This is a genomic window from Microbispora sp. NPDC049125, from assembly GCF_040802045.1.
Classification (GTDB): Bacteria; Actinomycetota; Actinomycetes; order Streptosporangiales; family Streptosporangiaceae; genus Microbispora.
This window is the reverse complement of record NZ_JBEZDW010000001.1, coordinates 1-23605: the sequence shown is the minus strand read 5'-3', so window position 1 is coordinate 23605 and position 23605 is coordinate 1. Positions and strand designations below refer to the sequence as shown.

General features: G+C 72.5%; 14 protein-coding genes. 5 read left to right on the top strand and 9 right to left on the bottom strand.

Annotation, left to right across the window (positions count from 1 at the left end):
- Positions 1-34: 34 nt before the first annotated feature.
- Together AB0B72_RS00070 and AB0B72_RS00065 are read right to left on the bottom strand one after the other, a co-directional pair.
- Positions 35-1630: a glycosyltransferase family 2 protein gene (locus tag AB0B72_RS00070; RefSeq protein WP_367736021.1), complete on the bottom strand. Its 1596-nt coding sequence runs from the start codon at positions 1628-1630 to the stop codon at positions 35-37.
- Positions 1631-1634: 4 nt separating this feature from the next.
- Entirely contained in the window at positions 1635-3701 is a 2067-nt protein-coding gene (locus AB0B72_RS00065) for a glycosyltransferase family 2 protein (RefSeq protein ID WP_367736020.1), read from the bottom strand.
- 211 nt (positions 3702-3912) lie between these two features.
- On the opposite strand from AB0B72_RS00065, the gene AB0B72_RS00060 reads away from it, so the two are divergent.
- The gene (locus AB0B72_RS00060) at positions 3913-4641 is read left to right on the top strand and encodes a polysaccharide deacetylase family protein (RefSeq protein WP_367736019.1); all 729 of its coding nucleotides are present in this window, start codon (positions 3913-3915) and stop codon (positions 4639-4641) included.
- Here the strand turns inward: AB0B72_RS00060 and AB0B72_RS00055 are convergent.
- From AB0B72_RS00055 to AB0B72_RS00040, 4 genes are all read right to left on the bottom strand, one after another.
- Complete coding sequence (locus AB0B72_RS00055; protein ID WP_367736018.1) at positions 4592-5800, bottom strand: acyltransferase family protein; 1209 nt, start codon at positions 5798-5800, stop codon at positions 4592-4594. The two genes, AB0B72_RS00060 and AB0B72_RS00055, sit on opposite strands and share 50 nt — an antisense overlap.
- A 166-nt stretch (positions 5801-5966) precedes the next feature.
- Complete coding sequence (guaA, locus tag AB0B72_RS00050; protein WP_367736017.1) at positions 5967-7514, bottom strand: glutamine-hydrolyzing GMP synthase; 1548 nt, start codon at positions 7512-7514, stop codon at positions 5967-5969.
- 86 nt (positions 7515-7600) lie between these two features.
- Positions 7601-9295 (bottom strand): GMC oxidoreductase, encoded by a 1695-nt coding sequence (locus AB0B72_RS00045; protein WP_367736016.1) that lies wholly within the window; start codon positions 9293-9295, stop codon positions 7601-7603.
- A gap of 11 nt (positions 9296-9306) precedes the next feature.
- A complete protein-coding gene (locus AB0B72_RS00040) occupies positions 9307-10863 on the bottom strand; it encodes a succinic semialdehyde dehydrogenase (RefSeq protein ID WP_367736015.1) in 1557 nt (518 codons plus the stop codon).
- Between the two features lie 138 nt (positions 10864-11001).
- Between AB0B72_RS00040 and AB0B72_RS00035 the strand changes: the two genes are divergently transcribed.
- The 3 genes from AB0B72_RS00035 (at position 11002) to AB0B72_RS00025 (ending at position 17523) form a co-directional block, all read left to right on the top strand.
- A complete protein-coding gene (locus AB0B72_RS00035; RefSeq protein ID WP_367736014.1) occupies positions 11002-13326 on the top strand; it encodes a protein kinase in 2325 nt (774 codons plus the stop codon).
- 80 nt (positions 13327-13406) lie between these two features.
- On the top strand, positions 13407-15503 hold the full coding sequence (locus tag AB0B72_RS00030; protein WP_367736013.1) for a serine/threonine protein kinase: 2097 nt from the start codon (positions 13407-13409) through the stop codon (positions 15501-15503).
- A 31-nt stretch (positions 15504-15534) separates the two neighbouring features.
- Entirely contained in the window at positions 15535-17523 is a 1989-nt protein-coding gene (locus tag AB0B72_RS00025) for a beta-propeller domain-containing protein (RefSeq protein ID WP_367736012.1), read from the top strand.
- A gap of 45 nt (positions 17524-17568) precedes the next feature.
- Here the strand turns inward: AB0B72_RS00025 and AB0B72_RS00020 are convergent, their stop codons facing one another.
- Positions 17569-19311: a glycerol-3-phosphate dehydrogenase/oxidase gene (locus tag AB0B72_RS00020; protein ID WP_367736011.1), complete on the bottom strand. Its 1743-nt coding sequence runs from the start codon at positions 19309-19311 to the stop codon at positions 17569-17571.
- 218 nt (positions 19312-19529) lie between these two features.
- Here AB0B72_RS00020 and nagA point away from each other — a divergent pair, with 218 nt between their 5' ends.
- Positions 19530-20678: an N-acetylglucosamine-6-phosphate deacetylase gene (nagA, locus tag AB0B72_RS00015; RefSeq protein WP_367736010.1), complete on the top strand. Its 1149-nt coding sequence runs from the start codon at positions 19530-19532 to the stop codon at positions 20676-20678.
- Positions 20679-20723: 45 nt separating this feature from the next.
- Here the strand turns inward: nagA and AB0B72_RS00010 are convergent, their stop codons facing one another.
- Positions 20724-21842, bottom strand: coding sequence for a GuaB3 family IMP dehydrogenase-related protein (locus AB0B72_RS00010; protein ID WP_367736009.1), 1119 nt, complete (start codon positions 21840-21842; stop codon positions 20724-20726).
- Positions 21843-21915: 73 nt separating this feature from the next.
- Complete coding sequence (guaB, locus tag AB0B72_RS00005) at positions 21916-23397, bottom strand: IMP dehydrogenase (protein ID WP_367736008.1); 1482 nt, start codon at positions 23395-23397, stop codon at positions 21916-21918.
- Positions 23398-23605 lie beyond the last annotated feature (208 nt).

The window sequence follows — 23605 nt, the reverse complement described above, 5'->3', positions numbered from 1 at the left end:
GGGAGTCCGGGCCGATGCCGGGATCGGGGGCCGGTCATGCCGGCCTGACGAGTGCGCGCAGGCGCCTGCGGACCAGCCGTGCCGTACGGCGGAGCAGGCGCGAGCGGCCACCCCGGCCACCGCGCCGGCCACCGTGTCCGCCGCCGCGTCCAGCGGGCGTCACGGGGCCACGCGTCCACGCCGGGCCCGGAGCGGGCGAGGCCGACGGCTCCGCCGGGGCGAGCCCCCATTTGGCGCCCGCGTCCCAGAGCGTGCCGAACATCTCGTGGACCAGGTCGTCCGTCTCCTCTCCCGGCCCCTTTCCCGGAGTGGCGCACCAGTGAGCGCGGGCGACGGCGGCCGTGCGCTCCAGCCGGGCGTCGACGATCCGGCCGTCCTCGCGCTCCTCCAGTGCGAGCGACAGGACGCCGAGCCCCTCCTTGTCCGCGAACTTCACGATCGACCCGATGGTGCCGCGGGAGGGCACCCAGCCGGCCGGGCAGTGGAGGCGGAAGGGGACGGGGAAACAGTGCCGGGGCAGCGTCTCGACGAACCCGACACGCGGCTCGCCCTCGTAGCAGGCGCGGACCAGCCGCAGGTCCAGCAGGGGGTCGCCGAGCGGGTCCCTGCGGCCGCCGGTCAGCCGCCCCCACGGGCCGACGATCTTCACGGCGACGTCGGGCAGGCGGCTCGCGAGCACGCCGTCGACGGTGGCCCTGACCTCCTCGAAGGAGGCGTGCTCCGCCTCCACCACCACCTCGACGTACGGGACGAGGTAGCCGCGCTGGGAATGCCTGCGCAGCCACCGGAAGGAGGGCACGCGCTCCGCGAGGTAGGGCCAGTTGTGCCGTTTCACGTCCTGCTCGCGGCGCATGACGGTGGAGTCGCCGAGGTGCCAGCTCCGGGCTTCCCGCTCGGCCACGAAGACGGCCCCGGCCTGGGAGAGCCGGTATCCCAGCTCGGTGTCCTCGCCCAGCGCCAGTGCCCGGTCCATCCCGCCGACCGCACGCAGCAGCGCGGCGGGAAGCGAGGCCGTGGCCCCGACCATCACGGAGAACGCCGTGAACCCCGCCTCACGCAGGTCCGACGTCTGGTCCCAGCGGCGCTCGGTCCACTGCGGCGTGCCGTCCTCCTCGGCGAACAGCTTGTCCACCGCTCCCGCCTCGATCGCCGCGAGCACCTCGCTCGCGGGGATCCGGTCGAGGCCGGGCACGAAACGCAGGTGCCCCAGCACGACGAGGTAGGGGGCGAGATGATGCCACCGCATCTGCGCCTCGATGTGCTCGGGGAACAGCACCATGTCGGCGTCGAGGTAGTGGATCACGTCGCCCCCGGCCACCTGGGCGCCGGCTGCGCAGGCGCTCGGCTTGCCCCAGACGCCCGGGGCGGGCCGGATCACCCGGGTGCGCTCTGGCGCGATCTCGGGGAGCCGGCTCATCGGGTGCTCGCCGTCGTCGACCACGACGACTTCGAGCAGGTGGCGGGGGTAGGTCTGAGCCGCCAGGCTGGCCAGCGTCAGCGGCAGCGTCTCCTCGGCCCGGTAGGCGGGGATCACCACGCTGACCGAGAGCCTGGGCGTCCACGCGCCGGGCTCCGGTGGGGCGCCGAGCACGCCGTAGTCGTTGAACGGGATCCGCGGGGCCGCGGTCATGTGTTCACCTCCGCCGGCCGTGCGGGGCCGGGCTCTCCATAAGCTCGTTGAAGACCAGGCCGCGCCACTGCTCCTGGTAGGACGCGAGGAACGACTGCACCGGCTGGCGCCAGGTGTGCCCGTGCGCGCTCCGGCGGCGCAGGACGTAGTTGAAACCGTGACCGCGGTAGACCCGTCCGCCGGCCGCGTGGACGGCCTGCAGGAGCTGGCCGTCCACGGTCCGCGGAAGAGGCCGGAAACCGCCCACCGCCTCGAACATCGCCCGGCTGACCAGCATGGTCCCGCCCGCGACGAGCGGGGCGAACCGCTCGGTGCCGATGCACCGCCGGATCGTCACGTCGAGCGGCTCCAGGTAGACGAACTCGGCGGCCGACCCGACCAGCTCGGCGCCGGAGTAGAGCTGGGCGAGCACCAGGTCGGCGAGGTGGTCGGGGCCGTACCAGTCGTCGTCGTCCACCTTGGCCAGGAACGACCCGGACGCGGCGGCCGCCATGCGGTTCAGCACCGTGCCGAACGGCATCGCCGCGGGCGCCTCCACGACGGTGACCGGCAGAACCGCGCTCTGGACCGGGATCCGCGGAGCCGGCAGGCCGTGGAGCCCCACGACGAGCTCCGCCGCGACGCCGCGCTGCCGCTCCATCTGCCGGATCGCGAACTCGATCATCTCAGGGCGCCGGGTGCACAGCAGGACGGAGACCGCAGGTTCGGCGGCCGGGTGCAGGCCCACGGCCGCCGCCATGCCGCGCCAGCGGGGAACGGCTCCATGGGTGTGCAGCGCGACGCGGCGAAGGCGGATGCTGACCTCCTCACGGTGGAGGTCGGAGCCGAGGTCGCAGGAGCGCACCGCCGCCAGGGCCCCCGCGAGGCCGGGGCCCAGGGCGGCGTCACGTGCCGCCTCCGGCTCGGCGACGACCGGGACGCCCGCCGCGGCGAGGGCGGTGACGAGCCGGGCCACCGCGATCTCGCTCCCGCCGATGGCGGGCACCGCCACCCCCCTGACGTCCCTGAGCCGGGCCACGTCCACGTCCGTCACCTCGCCGCTCGGCGGGAGCCGTACGAGCCGGGCCGCGTCGCAGCTGATCGTGAAGCCGCGCGGGCCGGCGGTGAGGGAGGCCATGGGAAGGGACGGATGCTGGCGGAACCCGATGGGGTTGACGACCGCCTCGTCCACCGGCGGCAGGATGTCGGGGCAGGCCGCCCGGCCGGCGGCGGCGTCCGCCGGAGGACGCTCGACGACGGGCACCGGGCCGCCGTCCCACGGCGGGTCGCCTGGTCCGGCGATCCTGAGCAGCACGTCACAGCCTGGGGCGTCGCGGCGGTCGGGGACCGGCCCGGCGGGGTGCGACAGCGTCGCGTTCACGTCGCCCGGCCGCCAGCGGGCCGCGCCGGCTCCCGCGAGGCCGACGACGGGCTGCGCCATGTGGCGCCGCGTACCGAAGAGGCCGTGCGCCACGTGGGCGAGGACCTCTCCCGGTGACACCGCCTGGGAGAACGAAGCGTCGAGGTGCCAGCCCCGGCCCGCGCGGCTGATCCGCAGCTCGGCCAGGTGACGCCAGGCGGCGCCCTGACCGGCGACCGGCAGCGGCTGGGCCGCCCAGGGCGGGACCTCCGCCACCGCGATCCGCACCCGGGTCGCCGCGGGCAGCAGATCGCGCACCGCGACCGCACGGCGCAGGTCGGCCGGCGTCCGGACGGCGAGCACCACGCAGCCGTACGACGGTGGATCCCCTTCGGCCCCCTCGGCCCCTTCGGCGGCGCGGGCGCCCAGCCCCAGGATCTCCATGACCCCGATGCCGGCTCTGCGGATTCCTCCCCCGCTTCCGGCCCCGCTTCCGGCCCCGCTTCCGGCCCTGCTCCCGGCGCCCCTGCTTCCGGCGACACTGTCTTCCGCGCCCCCGCTTGCGGCGACCCGGCCTTCTGTGACCCCGCCTTCTGTGACCCCGGCTTCTGCGACCTCGTCCAGCGGGAACCAGGGACCGGAGAAACCCTCCACGAGGCGGTCGAGCAGCGTGGGGCACGACTCGAACCCGACCCATGCCCCCCACGCCGTTCGGGTGGCGGTTCGCGTCACCCGCCCTCCTCTGCTGCCGGCCGATCTCTCATCACGACGGGGTCAGCATCGCGAAAGCCGCCGGGGAAGACGCCGCCTTAGCCGCTCTCTTGGCCGAAGGTTTAACGGCTCTCGCCTCCTGGGAAAGGCGTGAGGATTGGGGCCGGGGGGCGGTCAAGTGAAGGAGGGCACGTTACGATGCCGCGTGAAAGATCTCCCGAGGAGCCCCACAATGGCAGTCCGCCGTCTTATCCCCCTCGCCGTCGCCTGCGCGCTCACGGCGGCGACCGCCGTCCCCGCTCAGGCGGGCGCGGTCGAGAGGGCGCCCTTCTGTGAAACCCATAAATGCATCGCGCTGACCTTCGATGACGGTCCCGCCGACTACACCACGACGCTGCTGGCGACGCTGAAGAAGTACAAGGCCAAGGCCACGTTCTTCGTGATCGGCAACCGCGTGAAGAAGCACCCCAAGATCACCGCTGAGATCGCCAAGGCCGGTCAGGAGATCGGCAACCACACCTGGGATCACAAGTACCTGACCGATCTCACATACCAGCAGATCTACAAGGAGATCTCGGACACCCAGAAGATCATCAAGGAGGCCACGGGGAAGGTGCCGGTGCTTTTCCGGGCCCCCGGCGGGCTGCGCAACGGGGGCGTTGAGGAGATCACCGCCAAGTTCGGCATGGCACAGATCCCCGGGACGGTCGCCACCAAGGACTTCATCAAGGACTACCGCGACGTCGAGTTCCTCACCGGCCGCGCCCTTGAGATCGCCGAGCCCGGCGCGGTCGTCCTGATGCACGAGACGGTCAAGGAGACGATCGAGTCGCTGCCGGCCGTCCTCAAGGACCTGACCGAGCAGGGCTACCACTTCGTGACGGTCTCCACGCTGCTGGAAGGCCAGAAGATCATCCCGGGACAGGTATATCCCGAGGAGCTCCCGATGGCCGTCGACTGAGCCGCCTGCCGAGCCGCTGGCTCGGCGACTCCACGAACCGGTGGGTCAGCCAGCTCAGCGTCAGCAACACCAGGACGTAGCCCAGGCTGAGCCCCGCCTGGGCGACGGCCGGGACCGACCGCAGGTCACCCACCAGGGCGTTCATGCCCTTCAGCAGTGGATGGTGCAGCAGGTAGACCGAGTAGCTGATCAGGCCCAGCCAGGTCAGCACGCCCGGCACGCGCCGTCCGCGCAGCGCCATGCCCACAGCGAAGGTGCCGCCCGCCAGAGCCATCGTGGTGATCCACACGCCGGGCTGAACCCACCACCATCCCGCCTGGATCGACCAGACCGGCGCGACGGCCACCAGCAGCGCCGAGGCGACGACCGGAGCCGGGCCGCCCTCGCCGCGCTCCCAGCGGTACAGGGCCGTGCCGGTGAACATCACCGCGAGGATCGCCGCGCCGAACCACGGCACGAAGCTGCCGAAGACCAGCAGCGTGAGCGCCATCGCGCCCAGCGCGTACGCCGCGGTCACCCGGAACCGGCCCGAGATCAGGCACGCCAGCCCGGCGACGAAGGCCACGCTCGCGGCCACGGCCGGCCAGGAACCGGCGAGCAGCGGCGCGGACAGCACCAGCCCCGTGCACACGGCGACGACGCCGAAGATGACCGCGAGCGTGCCGCTGCGCCGGTGCACTCCCCTCACGAACAGCGCGGTCACGAGCAGGTAGAAGACCATCTCGTACGACAGCGTCCACATCGGGTCGGCGACCCCGCCGGTGTGCACGACGTCGAGCAGCATCGACAGGTGCGCCGCCACCCCCGACAGGTCGCGCGGGACCTGCTCACGGACCGGCACCCAGAACGCCAGGAGCAGCACGAGAGCGATCACCAGCAGGTAGAGCGGGTAGAGCCGGAATACCCGGCTGATCCAGAACCCGCGCACGTCGCCGCGGTGCTCCAGCGACGCCGGGATGATGTAACCGCTCACCAGGAAGAACACCAGCACGCCGTACATGCCGAGGTTGAACCAGTACGGCCGCAGCGCCGGCATCAGCCAGGGGAGCATGTGCTCGGCCACTACCGCCATCGCCCCGATCCCCCGTAGTGCGTCCAGCCAGGCGAGCCTGGGAGCCTGGGGGGTTGACGTAACGGCGGCGGGCTGAGTGGCAATCACCGCGACACCCTATCCGGGCAGATGAAGATCACACCCGACATGTCCACTCAGCCCGTACGGACTTGAAACAATCATCTCGCGGGTTCGTCTGCGCCGGCCCGCCGGCACTCGTTGATCGTCTCGTCGCGTCACGGCGCGGATGATCTCATCGATCGGAGGCGCCGGGTCACTCCCACTCGATGGTGCCGGGCGGCTTGCTCGTCACGTCCAGGACCACCCGGTTGACCTCGCGCACCTCGTTGGTGATCCGGGTCGAGATGCGGGACAGCACGTCGTACGGCACGCGCGCCCAGTCGGCGGTCATCGCGTCCTCGGAGGTCACCGGGCGCAGCACGACGGGGTGGCCGTACGTGCGGCCGTCGCCCTGCACGCCGACCGAGCGCACGTCGGCGAGCAGCACGACCGGGCACTGCCAGATGTCGCGGTCGAGCCCGGCGCGCGACAGCTCCTCGCGGGCGATGGCGTCCGCCTCGCGCAGCAGGTCGAGCCGGTCGCGGGTGACCTCGCCGATGATCCGGATGCCGAGCCCCGGGCCGGGGAACGGCTGCCGCCACACCATCGCCGAGGGCAGGCCGAGCTCCTCGCCGGCCCGCCGCACCTCGTCCTTGAACAGCGTGCGCAGCGGCTCGACCAGCTCGAACTTCAGGTCGTCCGGGAGCCCGCCGACGTTGTGGTGCGACTTGATGTTGGCGGTGCCGGTGCCTCCGCCGGACTCGACGACGTCGGGGTAGAGCGTGCCCTGAACCAGGAAGTCGACCGGGCCGTCGGCCATGATGGCCCGCTGCTCGTCCTCGAAGACGCGGATGAACTCCCTGCCGATGATCTTGCGCTTCTCCTCCGGGTCGACGACGCCGGACAGCGCCTTGAGGAAGCGCTCGGACGCGTCCACGACCCGCAGCTTCACGCCGGTCGCGTCGACGAAGTCGCGCTCGACCTGCTCGGCCTCCCCCTTGCGCAGCAGCCCGTGGTCGACGAAGACGCAGGTCAGCCGGTCTCCGATGGCCCGCTGCACGATGGCCGCCGCGACGGCGGAGTCGACGCCGCCGGACAGGGCGCAGATGGCCCGGCCGCCGCCGACCTGGGCGCGCACCGCCTCCACCGCGTCCTCGACGATGTTGAGCATGGTCCACGAGGGACGGCATCCGGCCGCGTCGAGGAAGTGCTTGAGCACGGTCTGCCCGTGCTCGGAGTGGAGGACCTCGGGGTGGAACTGCACGCCGTACAGGCCGCGCGCGGTGTCCTCCATCGCGGCGACGGGCGTGGCCTCGGTCGATGCGGTGACGGCGAACCCGGCCGGGGCCCCCACCACCGAGTCGCCGTGCGACATCCACACGGTCTGCGCGCCGGGCAGGCCGGCGAACAGGGCGCCCTCGCGGAGCACGCTGAGCGACGTGCCGCCGAACTCGGCGACGCCGGTCCTCGCGACCTCGCCGCCGAGCGCCTGCGCCATGGCCTGGAAGCCGTAGCAGATGCCGAACGTCGGCACGCCGGTGTCGAACAGGCCGTCCGGCACCGGCGGGGCGCCCTCGGCGTACACCGACGAGGGGCCGCCCGACAGGATGATCGCCTTGGGCTTCTTCGCCAGCATCTCGGCCACCGGCATCGTGGAGGGCACGATCTCGGAGTAGACATGGCATTCACGCACCCGACGGGCGATCAGCTGCGCGTACTGCGCGCCGAAGTCGACGACCAGGACCGTGTCGAACTCAGACACCGGAAAGAACCCCCAGAGGGCAGAGACGCGGGCACGGCCAGTCTATCGGCGCGGCGGCCCCGCCCGATCCCGGCGAGACGCCCTGGTCAGGGCCGTTCCGCCGGCCGGTGCGTGATCTCCACGACGGGAAGCCGCAGCGCTCCCGGCGCGGACGCGGGGACGGCGGGCCGCGCGGGCGGGACCGGCCGCAGCCGCGCGTACGGCGAGCCGAGCGGGGGCCGGGGGTCGGCCTCGCCCCTGTTGGGCCACAACGCCATGGCCCTCTCGGCCTGGGCCGTGATGGTGAGCGAGGGGTTGACCCCCAGGTTGGCCGAGACCGCCGAGCCGTCCACGACGTGGAGGCCTTCGTAGCCGTAGACCCGGTGGTAGGGGTCGATGACCCCGGTCTCCGGGGAGTCGCCGATGGCGCAGCCGCCGAGGAAGTGCGCGGTCGCGGGCCGGTCGAACAGGTCCAGCCAGGAGCCGCCGGGCACGCCGCCGATCTCCTCGGCCGCCAGGCGCGCCGCCCGGTGCCCGGCCGGGATCCACGTCGGATTGGGCTCGCCGTGGCCAGGACCGGCCGTCAGCCGTCCGCGCCTGCCCGGCGTGACGGTGATCGAGTTGTCCTTGGCCTGCATGACGAGGGCGATGACCGCCCGCTCGGACCATCTGCGGTGGTTGAACAGCCGCACGGCCACGTGGGGCCGCCGCAGCGCCGCGCCGAGGAACCTCACCCAGCGAGGGGTCCGGCCGCCGCCGTCGACGAGCAGCGTCCGCAGCATGCCCATGGCGTTGGATCCGTCGCCGTACCGGACGGGCTCGATGTGGGTCTCGGCGTCCGGATGGATCGACGAGGTGATCGCCACGCCCCGGTTGAGCTTGCCTCCCTTGACCGACAGGCGCTCGAAGCCCAGCAGCGCCTCGGAGTTCGTCCTGGTCAGCGCGCCGAGCCGGGGTGAAAGACCCGGCAGGGTGGTCGCCCTGAGCCGGTGCAGGAGATGCTGCGTGCCGTACGTGCCGGCGGCGAAGACCACCTGCCGGGCCGTGATCGTGCGGGCCCGGCCCAGCGGCCCGGTCCGCCTCGCGTGGATCACGAACCCACCCTCGACGGGGCGGACGCCTCGCACGGTCGTCTCCGGGTGGACCCGCGCCCCGGCCCGCTCCGCGAGGTAGAGGTAGTTCTTGATCAGCATGTTCTTCGCGCCGTGGCGGCAGCCCGTCATGCACTCGCCGCACTCGACGCAGCCCCGGCGGCGCGGCCCCGCCCCGCCGAAGTACGGATCGCCGGCCTCCACGCCGGGCTCGCCGAAGAACACGCCGACGGGGGCGAGGTGGAAGGTGTGGCCCACGCCCATCCGCTCGGCCACCTTCCGCATCACCTCGTCGGCCGGTGTGACGGTCGGGTTGAGCACGACGCCGAGCATCCGTTTGGCCTGGTCGTAGTACGGCGCCAGCTCGGCCTTCCAGTCGGTGATGTGAGCCCACTGGGGGTCGCGGAAGAACGGGTCGAGCGGCTCGTAGAGGGTGTTGGCGTAGACGAGGGAGCCGCCGCCGACGCCGGCCCCCGCCAGGACCATCACGCCGTTCCCGCCGCCGAGAAGGTGGATGCGCTGGATGCCCTTCAACCCGAGCGCGGGCGCCCACAGGAAGTCCTTGACCCGCCACGACGTCTTCGGCAGGGTCGTCTCGTCGAATCTCCGGCCCGCCTCCAGGACGCCCACCGAATAGCCCTTCTCGGTGAGCCTGAGGGCGGCCACGCTGCCGCCGAACCCCGAGCCGATCACCACGACGTCGTAGTCCACCCGGACATCCTTCACTTGAGGTGGAGGCGCTTCATGGTCTTGAGCAGCCCTGACAGGGTGTCGGCGTACTTGTCGTACGCCATGCCGAGGACGGGCTCGAAGCCCAGCCAGGACGCCTGGCTCGCCACGGTCTGCGCCTCGGTGTACTTCAGCAGGCCCTCCGCGCCGTGGCGGCGGCCCAGGCCCGACGACTTCATGCCGCCCATCGGGGCGTCGTAGGAGCCGTACGCCGAGGCGTACCCCTCGTTGATGTTGACGGTGCCGGCCCTCAGGCGGGCGGCGACCGCGCGGCCGCGGGCGGCGTCGCGGGTCCAGACCGAGGCGTTGAGCCCGTAGACCGTGTCGTTGGCCTTCTCGACCACCTCGTCCACGGTGGAGAAGCGGTACAGCGAGACGACAGGGCCGAACGTCTCGTCGCGGCAGACCGCCATGTCCTCGCCGACGCCGTCCAGGACCGTCGGCTCGTAGAAGAGCGGGCCGAGGTCGGGCCGCGCCCGGCCGCCGGTGAGGACCGTCGCGCCCTTGGCCACCGCGTCGGCCACGTGCGCGGACACGCCGTCGAGCTGCCGCTGGGAGGTCAGCGAGCCCATCTGCGTGTCCCAGTCGAGGCCGGCGCCGAGCCGCATGTTGTCCACCGCGCGGACGAACTTGTCGCGGAACCGGTCGGCCACGGACTCCTGGACGTACAGCCGCTCGATCGAGATGCACAGCTGACCGGCGTTGGCGAAGCAGGCCCGGATGGCGCCCTGCGCGGCGAGGTCGAGGTCGGCGTCGTCGAGCACGATCATCGGGTTCTTCCCGCCGAGCTCCAGCGAGCAGCCGATGAGCCGCTTCGCGGCCTCCTCGGCGATCGTACGGCCCGCCCGCGTCGACCCGGTGAACGCGACGTAGTCGGCGCCGTCGACGAGCGGGGTGCCGATCTCCGCCGGGTCGCCCAGGACGACCTGCCAGATGTCGCGCGGCATGCCCAGCTCGACCAGCAGGTCGATCACCCACAGGACGGACAGCGGGGTCTGCGTGTCGGGCTTGTGGACGACGGCGTTGCCCGCGATCAGCGCGGGGACGACGTCAGTCACCCCCAGCGCCAGCGGGTAGTTCCACGGGCTGATCACCGCCACGGCGCCCTTGGGATGGCGCAGCTCGGCCGCCCGCGTGGCCAGGGGGAAGATCCCCCGCCGCCGGTGTGGCTCCAGGAGGTACGGCGCCCGCCGGACGAAGTAGAGCGTGCAGCCGACCGCGTCGACGAGCTCCTCGAAGGCGTGCCGCCGCGCCTTGCCCGTCTCCCACTGGACGACGTCGAGCAGCTCCCGCCTGCGATCGAGGATCGCGTCGTGCATGCGGAGGAACGGCCGCATCCTCTCCGCCACGGGCAGCGCCGCCCACGCCTGCTGCGCCTCGCGCGCCGTGGCGTACGCCCGGCGGACGTCCTCGGCGGTGGAGACCGGGACCTCGGCCAGGACCTGCCCGGTGAACGGCGCGAGGATCTCCCGCGTCTTGCCCTCTGAGACGACGTGATCGAGGATCCGGTCGACCATCGCCGTGTCGAGCGTCCGAATGGTGGCACTCATGACGGGAGAATAATCCGGAGGCCGCTTCGTGGCTACCGGCCGGTAGGACAACCATCGGGACACAGCACTTCCCCGGCCTGACGGCGACACGCCAAAATCGCCGTATGCCGCATATCGATCACCTGGTCGCGGGATCCCATGCCGCCTGCTGACATCCCCCCGATGCGGCCGGGGGAGCCGCGACGCCTGGGCGCCTACGAGCTGCTGGGACGGCTCGGCGAGGGCGGGCAGGGCGTCGTCTACCTCGGCACCGGGCCCTCGGGGGACGAGGTGGCGATCAAGTGGCTGCGCCCCGACCTGGCCGCCGACCCCGGAATGACCGAGCGCTTCCTCCGCGAGGTCGCCGCCGCCAAGCGGGTCGCCCCGTTCTGCACGGCACAGGTGATCGAGACCGGCGTCGACGCGGAGCGGCCGTACATCGTCAGCGAGTACATCGAAGGGCCCTCGCTGCAGAAGCGCGTGCTCACGTCGGGCCCGCTGAGCGGCCCCGCCCTGCACCGCCTCGCGGTCGGCACGGCCACCGCCCTCGCGGCCATCCACCGCGCCGGGATCGTGCACCGCGACATGAAACCCGCCAACGTCATCATGGGCCCCGACGGGCCCCGGGTGATCGACTTCGGCATCGCCCGCGCCCTGGACGCCTCCTCGACCGTCACCTCCGCGCCGGTCGGCACCCCGTCGTACATGTCCCCCGAGCAGATCATGGGGGAGACGGCCGGGCCGCCGGCCGACCTGTTCGCCTGGGCCTGCACGATCGTCCACGCGGCGACGGGGCAGAGCCCGTTCGGCAACGACTCGCTGCCCGCGGTGATCAACCGCATCCTGAACGGCGAGCCGAAGCTGGGCGCCCTCCAGCCGCCGCTGCGCGACACCGTGATCGCCTGCCTCGCCAAGCAGCCGCACGCCCGTCCCACCGCGGAGCAGGTCCTGCTCGGCCTGCTCCAGCACACCGCCCCCGGGCCGGAGATCCTCCAGCAGGCGGCCGCCGCCGCGGCCGCTCCGCCTCCCGCCGGACCGTCAGCCCCGCGACCTGTTCCACCCCCTGTCTCACGCCCTGTCTCGCCACCCGCTCCGCCGCCCGTCTCTCCACTGCGCGCAGCCGCGCCGCCCGCCCCGCCGCAAAGCACAGCCCCACCGCAAAGCACAGCCCCACCGCAAGGCATGCCCTCACCGCGTTTTCCAGCGCAGCGGCTCGCCTCACCGCCTGCCGGACCGCCTGAGGCGTCGCAGCGCGCGGCGCGGATCCCACCGCCCCCGGAGGCGCCCGCGTGGCCCGGTCCGGCCGCGCCCTCCTCCCCGGAGGGCCGGCCGCGACCGGAACCGCCGCCGTACCCCTCGCCGATCCCCGCTCACCCGGGATCTCAGCGGACGGCCGGCGAGCGGAGCGCCCCCGAGCCGCCCCGGCGCAGATACGGCCCGGCCCTGCTGAGCGGAGCCGTCGCCGTGGTGATCGTGGTGGTGATCGGCGTCGTCGTCGCGACCCGCGACCGCGGCCTGGACGCCGGCGCCACCGGCTCGTCCGCGCCGCCCTCGCCCGCCGTGACGCGGACGACCCCGTCGCCGTTCCCGAGCGCTCTCACATCGGCCCGGCTCCCCGGTGTGGACGCCACGATCTACGAGAACCCGGCCGACCCGATCAGGCTGACCTACTACGAGGTCGAGATCGGCGACAGGAACGAGTGGGTGAACTACCCGCGATCGAGCACCGGCAAGTTCGCCAGGAGCGTCAAGTACTGGCAGCAGGCGCTCTCCCCTGACGGGAAGATCGCCGCGGGCCGCACCCGTAGATACACGACCGACAGGTACCACGGCGTCGACCTCGTCGACCGTGCCACCGGCAAGGTCACGACGGTGAAGACCGTGAAATATCCCCTGACGTACGAGTACGCGGACTGGACGAAGGACAGCCGCCGCCTGCTGCTCAGCATCCGGGACCCGAGCGGCTCCACCTGGAAGACCAAGGGGTTCGTCGTGGTCGACGCGGCCGCCGGCACCGCGGTCGTGCGGCGGATCGACGACTCCGCCGTCGAGGACGGCCGCTTCTACTGGACCGGCGACGGGCGGGCCGTCGCCACGGCGTTCGACGACGGCACGGCCAAGGGTGTGCGCTTCTACGACCTCGACGGCCGGCTCGTACGGACGCTCGGCGGCGTGGGCAGGCCGTACAACACGCTGGGCGGGCTGTTCTCCCCCTCCGGCGCCTCGATGGTCACCCAGTGCCCGGACGACTCGGCGACCCCCTGCTTCTGGGACGTCTCCACCGGGACGCGGACGGCGCGGCCGGAATCCGACTGCGGCAAGATCCTCGGCTGGTGGGACGACCGGCACGTCTTCTGCTGGACGCGCGCGGCCAAGGGCGCCTCCCGGGTCATCGTCATCGACATGGCGGGCAACCGGCTGCGTACGCTGCTGGAGACCACGCAGGCCGAGGAGCTGGGGCCCTTCTACTCCCGCACTCGCTGAAGAGCCGAGGGGCACCGGTCGGGTAACGATTGCCCCACTCGCCCACTGGCGATCACGAAGCGATACACGAGAATCAAGGAGTGCCGGACATAGCAGCCCTGAGGCCGGGCGATCCCCCGCGAATCGGCCCGTACCAGCTCGGCGGCCGGCTCGGCATGGGTGGTCAGGGCACCGTCTACGTCGCCACCGGACCGTCGGGGGAGCGGGTGGCCGTCAAGTGGATCCGCTCCGACCTGACCGGCGACGCCCTCACCACCGAGAGGTTCCTCCGGGAGGTGGCGGCGGCCAAACGGGTCGCCACCTTCTGCACCGCGCAGATCCTCGACACCGGTGTGGAGCACGACCGGCCGTACATCGTCAGCGAGTACATCGACGGCCCGTCACTCCAGCAGAGCGTCATGACCACGGGGCCCATCAGGGGGAACGCGCTGTATCGCCTGGCGATCGGCACCGCCACCGCCCTCGCGGCCATCCACAGGGCCGGAATCGTGCACCGCGACCTGAAGCCGCCCAACGTGGTCATGGGCCCCGACGGCGCCCGGGTGATCGACTTCGGCATCTCCCGCGCGCTGGACGCCACCTCCTCCCTCACTTCGGCGCCCATCGGCACCCCGGCGTACATGGCGCCGGAGCAGTTCCTCGACAGGCAGATCGGCCCGGCCGCGGACATGTTCTCCTGGGCCAGCACCATGGTGTTCGCCGCGACGGGCAGGTCCCCGTTCGGCAGCGACTCCCTGCCCGTCGTGATCAACCGGATCCTGAACGGCCGTCCGGAGATCCGGCACATCGAGGGACGGCTCGAGGCTCTGGTGACGTCCTGCCTCGACAAGGACCCGGCCCGGCGGCCGACCGCCCAGCAGGTCATCGACGCGCTGCTCGAACAGTCCGCCGCCGAGCCGGAGCCGGCGAGCCAGGAGACCTCCCGGCCGTCCCGGGCCGCCGCGCCGCCACCCCAAGCGGTCACCGCGCCGCCGTCTCAGGACGTCGCCTTCCCCGGCATCGCCGAGGCGTCGCCGGACGGCCGTTCAGGCGGCCCGGCCGGCGGGATGCGGACCCGCGCGGGCCGCCCTCCCGCGAAGGTCGTCGCCGCGACGTCCGTCGCGATCGCGGCCATCGGCGCCAGCGTGTTCCTGCTCAACTCCGGCGGCCGGGACGACGCGGAGACCGGGGCCACCAGGGTGCGGACCTCACTCGCGGCCTCATCACCGGCCGGCACCGCGGATGGGACACCCCCGGCGACCGCGGCCGGCCCGGCGCCGCGCGTCATCGCCACGACCGGCCTCACCTCGACGAAGCTTCCCGGCACGTCCGCCACCCTCTACGACCATCCCGGCGACGCCCTCGCGATCACGGCGTACGAGGTGCGGGACTCCAAGGGGGTCAAGGGCGTCTACGCCCGGGCGTCCCGCGACGAGAAGTTCAAGAAGTGGTCCGGCTACTCCTCGATCGAGGTGTCGCCGGACGGCAGGTACGCCGCCGGGATCCCGAGGTCGTTCTACAAGGGCCACGACTCGGTGGACATCATCACCCTGGCGACCGGCCGGATCAGCAAGGTGCGCACGGTTCCCAGCCCTCAGGAGGAGCGGTGGGCGCAGTGGTCGCGGGCCGGCGACCGCATCCTGCTGACCTCCACCAGGGAGAAGGGCTCGAAGACCCTCAGCACCGGCTTCATCGTGGTCGACGTCGCCAAGAAGAAGGCGAGCGTCTTCAAGGTCGACGACCCGACGATCTCCAACAGCACGTTCGCCTGGGACGGCGACGAGCAGGGCGTCGTCGCGCTGTTCAAGACCGGGAAGACGAAGGGCCTGCGGTTCTACGACAGCGCGGGGAAGGTGCTGCGCGACATCACCGACGTGTTCACCACCTGGGACGACGCCCGCAACCTGTTCTCGCCCTCGGGCCGCTCGTTCGTCGCCAACTGCGCGGGCGCGGAGGGGACGTACTGCGTCCGCGCGGCGACGACGGGACATGAGCTGAGGAGGTTCACCTCCGACTGCGCGTATCTCTACGCCTGGTACGACGAGAGCCACATCCTGTGCGAGGCGACGGGCGACGGCGACCAGGACGCCGTCGTGATCGTGAACCTGGACGGCGACGCGGTGCGCACCGTCCTCCGCGCCGGCGACAAGACGATGGACAAGCTGTACGTCTCGCTCAACTTCCGGGCCTCCTCATGAACCCTGACCGGCGGCGATCCGTCATAGGGGCATGAGGACATCGATTCGTACGGCGGGCATTCTCGCCGGGCTGCTCGCCACGGCCTGCGCGGGGAGCCGTACGACGCCCGGACCCCCGCCGGCCGACCTGAGCGGGAAGATCGCGCTCGTCTCGTACACGAGTTGCGACGACATGCTGGCCGGGCTGCGGGACGCGACCGAGAAGAACGTGACGGCGTGGGGGCTCGGCGGCGACCTCATGCTCGCCCGCACCGACGTCGCCAGCGCCAAGCAGCAGGCCACCCCCGACCAGGCGGCGTACTCCACGACCAACGTGAACGAGGAGGGGGTGGACGAGCCCGACCTGGTCAAGACCGACGGCCACCGGGTGATCACCGTCACCCACGGCGTGCTCCGCGTCGTGGACACCGAGACGCGGAAGGTCACCGGCACGCTGCGGCTCGTCCCCGAGAGCGAGAGCTGGCTGCAGGGTGACCTGCTGGTCTCCGGTGACCGGGCGCTGGTGCTGTTCCAGGGCGGCGGGGCGATCCCGTTCGGCGCGATGGCCAAGATGCGGCCCGGGCCCGCGGGCCCGCAGTACGTGCTCGTGGACCTGTCCGGAACCCCCAAGGTGATCGGCTCGATGACCGCGCATGGGACGCACGTCGACGCCCGGCAGGTCGGCTCGACCGTGCGGATCGTCGTCCGCTCCCAGCCGGACGTCACCTTCCCCCCGCCGAAGGGCGAGACCCCCGAGCGGAAGCTGCTGGAGGACAACCGCGCGGCCGTGCGCAAGGCTCCCGCGGAGGCGTGGCTGCCGTCGTACGACGTCCAGGTGGGAGGCGCGAGCCGTACCGAGCGGGTGGCGTGCGACCACGTCAGCCACCCCGCCGAGTTCACCGGCACGTCGCTGCTGACGATCCACACCGTCGACCTGGCGGCCGACCCGGCGGCACCGTTCGCCGCGGACACGCCGGTGAGCGTGGCCGCGGACGGCGACACGGTCTACGGCACCAAGGACAGCCTGTACGTCACCAGCAACCCCCGGTGGTGGAACATCGCGGCGACGGCCGTCGAGGACGCGCCGGCGCCGCCGGCCACTCCCCCGGCGTCCACGACCCCCTCCGACCCCGTCGCGCCGTCCTCCACGCCCTCGCCCGCGCCGACGCCCAGCACCCCGCCGGAGCGGACGGAGGTGCACCGGTTCGACGTGAGCGGCCCCGGCGCCCCCCGCTACGTGGCGTCGGGCGCCGTGCCCGGCAGGCTGCTGAACCAGTATTCGCTGTCGGAGCACGACGGCCACCTGCGGGTGGCGACGACCAGCGGCGCCGAGGTGTTCGGCGGGAGCCGGGATCACAGCGTCAGCGGCGTCTACGTGCTCGACGCGGGCACGCTGCGCCAGCAAGGCGAGGTCACTGGACTCGGCAGCGGTGAGCGGATCTACTCGGTCAGGTTCATCGGCGACCTCGGCTACGTGGTGACGTTCCGGCAGACCGACCCGCTTTACACGCTCGACCTGCGCGACCCCGCCGCGCCCAAGGTCACGGGCGAGCTGAAGATCACCGGCTATTCGGCCTACCTCCACCCCGGCGGCCCGGGACGGCTGATCGGGATCGGCCAGGAGGCGAGCGAGAAGGGCCGGGCCCTCGGCACCCAGATCTCGCTGTTCGACGTCAGCGATCCGGCGGCGCCCCGCGTGCTGTCCCGGTTCCACCAGGAGAGCTCGGGCTCGGAGGCGGAGTGGGATCCGCACGCGTTCCTCTACTGGCCGCAGTCGGGCCTCGCCATGGTGCCGCTGACGACCTGGGCCGAGGGCGACGCGCCCGCCGGCTCGGCGGCGCTCGTCCTCAAGGTGGGCGACGGCACCATCGCCAAGACCGGCGTGATCCGGCACCCGGCTCCCGCCGACCCGGCCGGGCTGGACCCGGGCATCCGCCGCTGCCTCGTCATCGGCGACGGCGTCTGGACGGTCTCCGACGCCGGCCTCAAGGTCAGCGACCCCGCCACGCTGGCCGACCGCGCCTGGATCCCGTTCACCTGATCCCTTGTACGGCTCCCGCACGCGGGAGCCGTACGGGCGGGATCGTCAGACGGCGCGGCCCTCGGGCAGGGCGACGGGCACGATCTCGGGGGCGCCGAGCCGGATCGCGTCGGCCTCCTGGTCGGTGTCCTGCTCCTGGGAGGCCCGCTCGGCCTCCACACGCTTGGTGTAGTACTCCACCTCGCGCTTGACCTGCTCGTCGTCCCACCCGAGCGGGCCCGCCATGAGCTCGGCGGCCTCCTGGGCGACCGCGACGCCCCGGTGGAACGTCTCGATGGAGATGCGCGTACGCCGCGTCAGCGCGTCGTTGAGGTGCCGGGCGCCCTCGTGCGTGGCGGCGTAGACGATCTCGGCCCGCAGGTAGTCATCGGCCCCCGACAGGGGCCGCCCGAGGGACGGGTCGTTCTCGATCAGCACGAGCACCTCGTCGACCACCGAGCCGTACCGCTCCAGCAGGTGCTCGATCCGCGCGACGTGCAGGCCCGACGACCGCGCCAGGCGGTGGCGGGAGTTCCACAGCGCCTGGTAGCCCTCCGCTCCGGCCAGCGGCACCTGGTCGGTGCACGACGGCGGGACACGCTGGTCGAGCCCGTGGGCGACCGCGTCGACGGCGTCGGCCGCCATCACCCGGTACGTCGTGAACTTGCCGCCCGCGACCATGACCAGCCCCGGCACGGGGTGGGTCACCACGTGCTCACGCGACAGCCGCGAGGTCTCCTCCGACTCCCCCGCCAGCAGCGGGCGCAGCCCGGCGTAGACGCCCTCGACGTCGTCGCGGGTCAGCGGCAGCGACAGCACGGAGTTGACGTGGTCGAGCAGGTAGTCGATGTCGGCGCGGGAGGCCGCCGGGTGGGCCTTGTCGAGCGTCCACTCGGTGTCCGTCGTGCCGATGATCCAGTGCCGGCCCCAGGGGATGACGAAGAGCACCGACTTCTCCGTGCGCATGATGATGCCGGTCACCGCGTGGATGCGGTCGCGCGGCACCACCAGGTGGATGCCCTTGGACGCCTTGACGTGGATCTGCCCGCGCCCGCCGACGAGCTGCTGGATGTCGTCGGTCCACACGCCAGTGGCGTTCACCACCTGGCGTGCGCGGATGTCCATCCCCGCGCCGGTCTCCAGGTCGCACACCCGCACGCCGGTGACGCGCTCGCCCTCGCGCAGGAAGCCGACCGCCTGCACGCGCGAGGCCACATTGGCGCCGTACGTGGCGGCGGTGCGCAGCATGGTCATGACGAACCGGGCGTCGTCGACCTGGGCGTCCCAGTACTGCACGGCGCCGGTGAACGCCGACCTGCGTAGCGCCGGGGCCACCCGCAGGGCCTGCCGCCGCGACAGGTGGCGGTGGCCGGGCACGCCGCGGCGGAAGCCGAACGAGAACCCGAGCGTGTCGTAGAGGGCGAGCCCGGCCCCGATGTACGGCCGCTCCCAGCCCATGTGGGTGAGCGGATACAGGAACGGCACGGGCCTCACGAGGTGCGGCGCGGTGCGCTGGAGGAGCAGGGCGCGCTCCCGCAGCGCCTCTCTGACCAGGTCGAAGTTGAGCTGCTCCAGGTAGCGCAGGCCGCCGTGGATCAGCTTCGAGGACCGCGACGAGGTGCCGGAGGCGAAGTCGCGCGCCTCGACGAGCCCCACGGACAACCCCCGGGTCGCGGCGTCGAGGGCCACCCCGGCCCCCACCACGCCGCCGCCGACCACCACCACGTCGAGCTCCTGCGCCTCCATCCGCGCGAGCGCGGCGGAGCGTTCCACCGGGCCGAGCCGTGCCGTGCCCATCCTCGCCGTCATGGGGCTCCCTCGATATGGCTTTTACCTCTGAGGACGTAAAAGTACCCGTCGGTAGCCACCCGCGAATCCTCCGCCCCCATCTCTTTCCCAAGGATCAGTCGAAATATCGCTTTACATGGGTAATCCACCCAAAGATCGCAAGGCTGACAGTAGGGAGTGGGTTCGGGAGAAACCACCCGCTTCATCTGCCCCGTCCGGCCTCCGGAAAGATGGCCGGCATGAGCATGACTCTCACGGACGCCCGCGTCGTCACCCCCGCCGGGGCGCACGACGGCTGGCTCACCGTCGAAGACGGGCGGATCACCTACGTCGGCCGGGGCAGGGCACCGCGCGAGGGTCTGTCCCTGGAGGGCCGTACGGTCGTCCCGGGGTTCGTCGACATCCACACCCACGGCGGCGCGGGCGGCTCCTATCCCGACGGCGACCCCGAGTCGGCCGCCGCCGTCGCCGCGTTCCACCTGGGGCACGGCTCGACGACCGCCCTCGCCAGCCTGGTGACCGCGGCCCCGGACACGCTGGCGCGGGCCGCCGCCGCCCTCGCCGACCTGTGCGAGCAGGGGCTGATCGCCGGCATCCACTTCGAGGGGCCGTACATCTCCAAGGCGCGTTGCGGCGCGCACGACCCCGCGCTGCTGCGCGAGCCCGACCGCGGCGAGCTGCGTGCCCTGCTCAAGGCCGGGCGCGGCCACGTACGGATGATCACCATCGCGGCCGAGCTGCCGTCCGCCCTGGACGTGATCAGGGACGCGGCCGGCGAAGGAGTGATCGCCGCGCTGGGCCACAGCGACGCCACCTACGAGCAGACGCTCGCGGGCATCGAGGCGGGCGGCACGGTCGCGACCCACCTCTACAACGCGATGCCGCCCCTGGGCCACCGCGCCCCCGGCCCGGTCGCCGCGCTCCTCCAGGACGAGCGGGTCACGGTCGAGCTCATCAACGACGGCGTCCACGTCCATCCCGCCATGCTGCGCCTGGCCGTGCACGAGGCGGGCCCGGACCGGGCCGCCCTCATCACCGACGCCATGGCCGCGGCCGGCATGGGCGACGGGCGCTACCCGCTCGGTCCGATGACCGTGGACGTCGAGAACGGCGTGGCGAGGCTGTCCGAAGGCGGCGCGATCGCGGGCAGCACGCTGACCATGGACGCCGCCTTCCGCAGGACGGTGCGTGAGGTCGGGCTGCCGCTCGCCGACGCCGCGCGGATGGCCTCGCTCACCCCGGCCCGCGTGCTGGGGCTGGACGACCGGATCGGCTCGATCGAGGCCGGCAAGGACGCCGACCTCGTCGTGCTCGACGACGACCTGCGGGTCGAAGGGGTGATGAAGCGGGGCGTCTGGGTCCGCCGCCCCGCGGCGTCCCAGACGTGACGGAGGGCCGGGCGGCCCGGGGGAGAGCCGGGCCGCCCGGCGCCGTCAGGGCTGCGGGGGCGCGACGACGACCTCGACCCGCTGGAACTCCTTGAGGTCGGAGTAGCCGGCGGTGGCCATCGTGCGCCGCAGGGCCCCCAGGAGGTTCATCGAGCCGTCGGGCAGCGACGACGGGCCGTGCAGGATCTCCCGCAACGTGCCGATCCTGCCGAACTCGACCCGCCTGCCGCGCGGCAGCTCGGGGTGGTGCGCCTCGGAGCCCCAGTGGAACCCGCGCCCCGGGGCCTCGGCCGCCCGCGCGAGCGGGGAGCCCACCATCACGGCGTCGGCGCCGCAGGCGATGGCCTTGGCGATGTCGCCGGACCCGCCCATGCTGCCGTCGGCCACGACGTGGACGTACCGGCCGCCCGACTCGTCCATGTAGTCACGACGGGCCGCGGCCACGTCGGAGATCGCGGTGGCCATCGGCACGACCACGCCCAGCACGTTGCGGGTGGTGTGCGAGGCGCCGCCGCCGAACCCGACGAGCACCCCGGCCGCGCCCGTCCGCATGAGGTGCAGCGCCGCGGTGTACGTCGCGCAGCCGCCCACGATGACGGGGACGTCGAGCTCGTAGATGAACTGCTTCAGGTTGAGCGGCTCGGCCCGGCCGGACACGTGCTCGGCGGAGACCGTCGTGCCGCGGATGACGAAGATGTCGACGCCCGCGTCGATCACGGCCTTGTGGTGCTGCACGGTCCGCTGCGGCGACAGCCGTACGGCGGTGGTGACGCCCGCGGCGCGGATCTCCTCGATGCGCCGCCCGATCAGCTCGTCCTTGATGGGCGCGGTGTAGATCTCCTGCAGCCGCCGGGTCGCGGCGTCCTGGTCGAGGGTCGCCACCTCCTCCAGCAGCGGCGCCGGGTCGTCGTACCGCGTCCACAGCCCTTCGAGGTCGAGCACGCCGAGGCCGCCGAGCCGCCCGATCTCGATGGCCGTGCCCGGCGACACGACGCTGTCCATCGGGCTCGCGACGAGCGGCGAGTCGAACCGGTAGGCGTCGATCTGCCAGGAGATCGAGACCTCCTCCGGGTCACGGGTGCGCCTGGAGGGCACGATGCCGATCTCGTCCAGCGCGTACGCCCGCCGCCCGCTCTTGCCGCGCCCGATCTCCACCTGAGTCATGTCGCCCATTCTTTCGTATTCATGCGGGTACGGCTCCCGCGCGCGTCCCCGCGGAAGCCGTACCGTCGTTCACTCATCGCCGGTGGTAGTTCGGCGCCTCGACCGTCATCTGGATGTCGTGCGGGTGGCTCTCCTTGAGCCCGGCGCCCGTGATGGGCATGAGCTGCGCCTTGTCGTGCAGCTCGCCGACCGTGCGGGAGCCGGTGTACCACATGCCCTGGCGCAGGCCGCCGACCAGCTGATGGGCCACCGCGGAGACCGGGCCCCGGTAGGGCACCTGGCCCTCGATGCCCTCGGGGATGTACTTGTCCTCCCCCGAGACCTCCGCCTGCGCGTACCGGTCCTTGCTGAAGGAGGTGCCGCCGCGCTCGCGGTTGCGCACCGCCCCCAGGGAGCCCATGCCCCGGTACGACTTGAACTGCTTGCCGTTGATGAAGATCAGCTCGCCGGGCGACTCCTCGCAGCCGGCGAGCAGCGAGCCCAGCATGACCGTGTCGGCGCCGGCGGCGAGCGCCTTGGCGATGTCCCCCGAATACTGCAGGCCGCCGTCACCGATGACCGGGATCCCGGCCGGGCCGCAGGCCAGCGCCGCCTCGTAGATCGCGGTGAGCTGGGGGGCGCCCACGCCCGCGACCACCCGGGTGGTGCAGATCGAGCCGGGCCCCACGCCCACCTTGACCCCGTCGGCCCCCGCGTCCACCAGGGCCTGGGCCCCGGCCCGGGTGGCGACGTTGCCCCCGATCACGTCCACCCGGCCGTTCGCCTTGATCTTGGCGATCATGTCGCACACGCCGCGGGAGTGGCCGTGGGCCGTGTCGACGATGATGACGTCGGCCCCGGCGTCGATGAGCGCGAGCGCCCGCTCCTCCGCGTCGCCCGCGACCCCCACGGCGGCGCCGACCATGAGCCGCCCGCGCGCGTCCTTGGTCGCGAGGGGATACTGCTCGCTCTTGGTGAAGTCCTTGACCGTCACCAGGCCCTGGAGCCTGCCCGCCTCGTCGACCAGCGGCAGCTTCTCCACCTTGTGGTGGCGCAGCAGGTCGAAGGCCTGGTCGCGGGAGACGCCGACCGGGGCGGTCACCAGCGGCATCGGGGTCATGACGTCGCGGACGAGCCTGCTCTGGTCGGTCTCGAACCGCATGTCGCGGTTGGTCACGATGCCGAGGAGCACGCCGTCGCGGTCGGTGACCGGGACACCGGAGATCCGGTAGGTCGCGCACAGCCGCTCCACGTCGGCGAGCGTGTTGTCGGGGCCGCAGGTCACCGGATTGGTGACCATGCCCGCCTCCGAGCGCTTGACCAGGTCGACCTGCTGGGCCTGCTCCTCGATCGACAGGTTGCGATGAAGGATGCCGATGCCGCCCTGGCGCGCCATCGCGACCGCCATGCGCGCCTCGGTGACGGTGTCCATCGCCGCCGACACCAGCGGGATGCGCAGCGTGATCGACCGGGACAGCCGCGTGGTCGTGTCCGCCTCGCCCGGCTGCAGATCCGAGTAGGCGGGAACCAGGAGCACGTCGTCGAACGTGAACCCCTGTTCGGTGAACTTGGCCATCTGCACCCTTCCTGCCCCGCGGGTCCCTCGCCCGACCCCAGGTCAGTCTAGTGGCATGCCTCAAACCGGATACGGGAGACCTGTCAAGGGGTGGAAGCGGAAAAGTGGGGGGGGCGCGGGGGGGGGCCCCCCCCGTGGGGGGGAAAGCCCGCGGTAGCCGGGCAGGCCCCCCCCCCCCCCCCCTGTCGCCCCCCCCGGGTTTAAGCTG

Excerpts from the sequence above, each read along its gene's own strand:
- AB0B72_RS00070 (WP_367736021.1), bottom strand. The coding sequence starts at position 1,630 with ATGACCGCGGCCCCGCGGATCCCGTTCAACGACTACGGCGTGCTCGGC.
- AB0B72_RS00060 (WP_367736019.1), top strand. The coding sequence starts at position 3,913 with ATGGCAGTCCGCCGTCTTATCCCCCTCGCCGTCGCCTGCGCGCTCACG.
- AB0B72_RS00040 (WP_367736015.1), bottom strand. The coding sequence starts at position 10,863 with ATGAGTGCCACCATTCGGACGCTCGACACGGCGATGGTCGACCGGATC.
- AB0B72_RS00035 (WP_367736014.1), top strand. The coding sequence starts at position 11,002 with ATGCCGCCTGCTGACATCCCCCCGATGCGGCCGGGGGAGCCGCGACGC.
- AB0B72_RS00025 (WP_367736012.1), top strand. The coding sequence starts at position 15,535 with ATGAGGACATCGATTCGTACGGCGGGCATTCTCGCCGGGCTGCTCGCC.
- AB0B72_RS00020 (WP_367736011.1), bottom strand. The coding sequence starts at position 19,311 with ATGACGGCGAGGATGGGCACGGCACGGCTCGGCCCGGTGGAACGCTCC.
- nagA (WP_367736010.1), top strand. The coding sequence starts at position 19,530 with ATGAGCATGACTCTCACGGACGCCCGCGTCGTCACCCCCGCCGGGGCG.
- AB0B72_RS00010 (WP_367736009.1), bottom strand. The coding sequence starts at position 21,842 with ATGACTCAGGTGGAGATCGGGCGCGGCAAGAGCGGGCGGCGGGCGTAC.
- guaB (WP_367736008.1), bottom strand. The coding sequence starts at position 23,397 with ATGGCCAAGTTCACCGAACAGGGGTTCACGTTCGACGACGTGCTCCTG.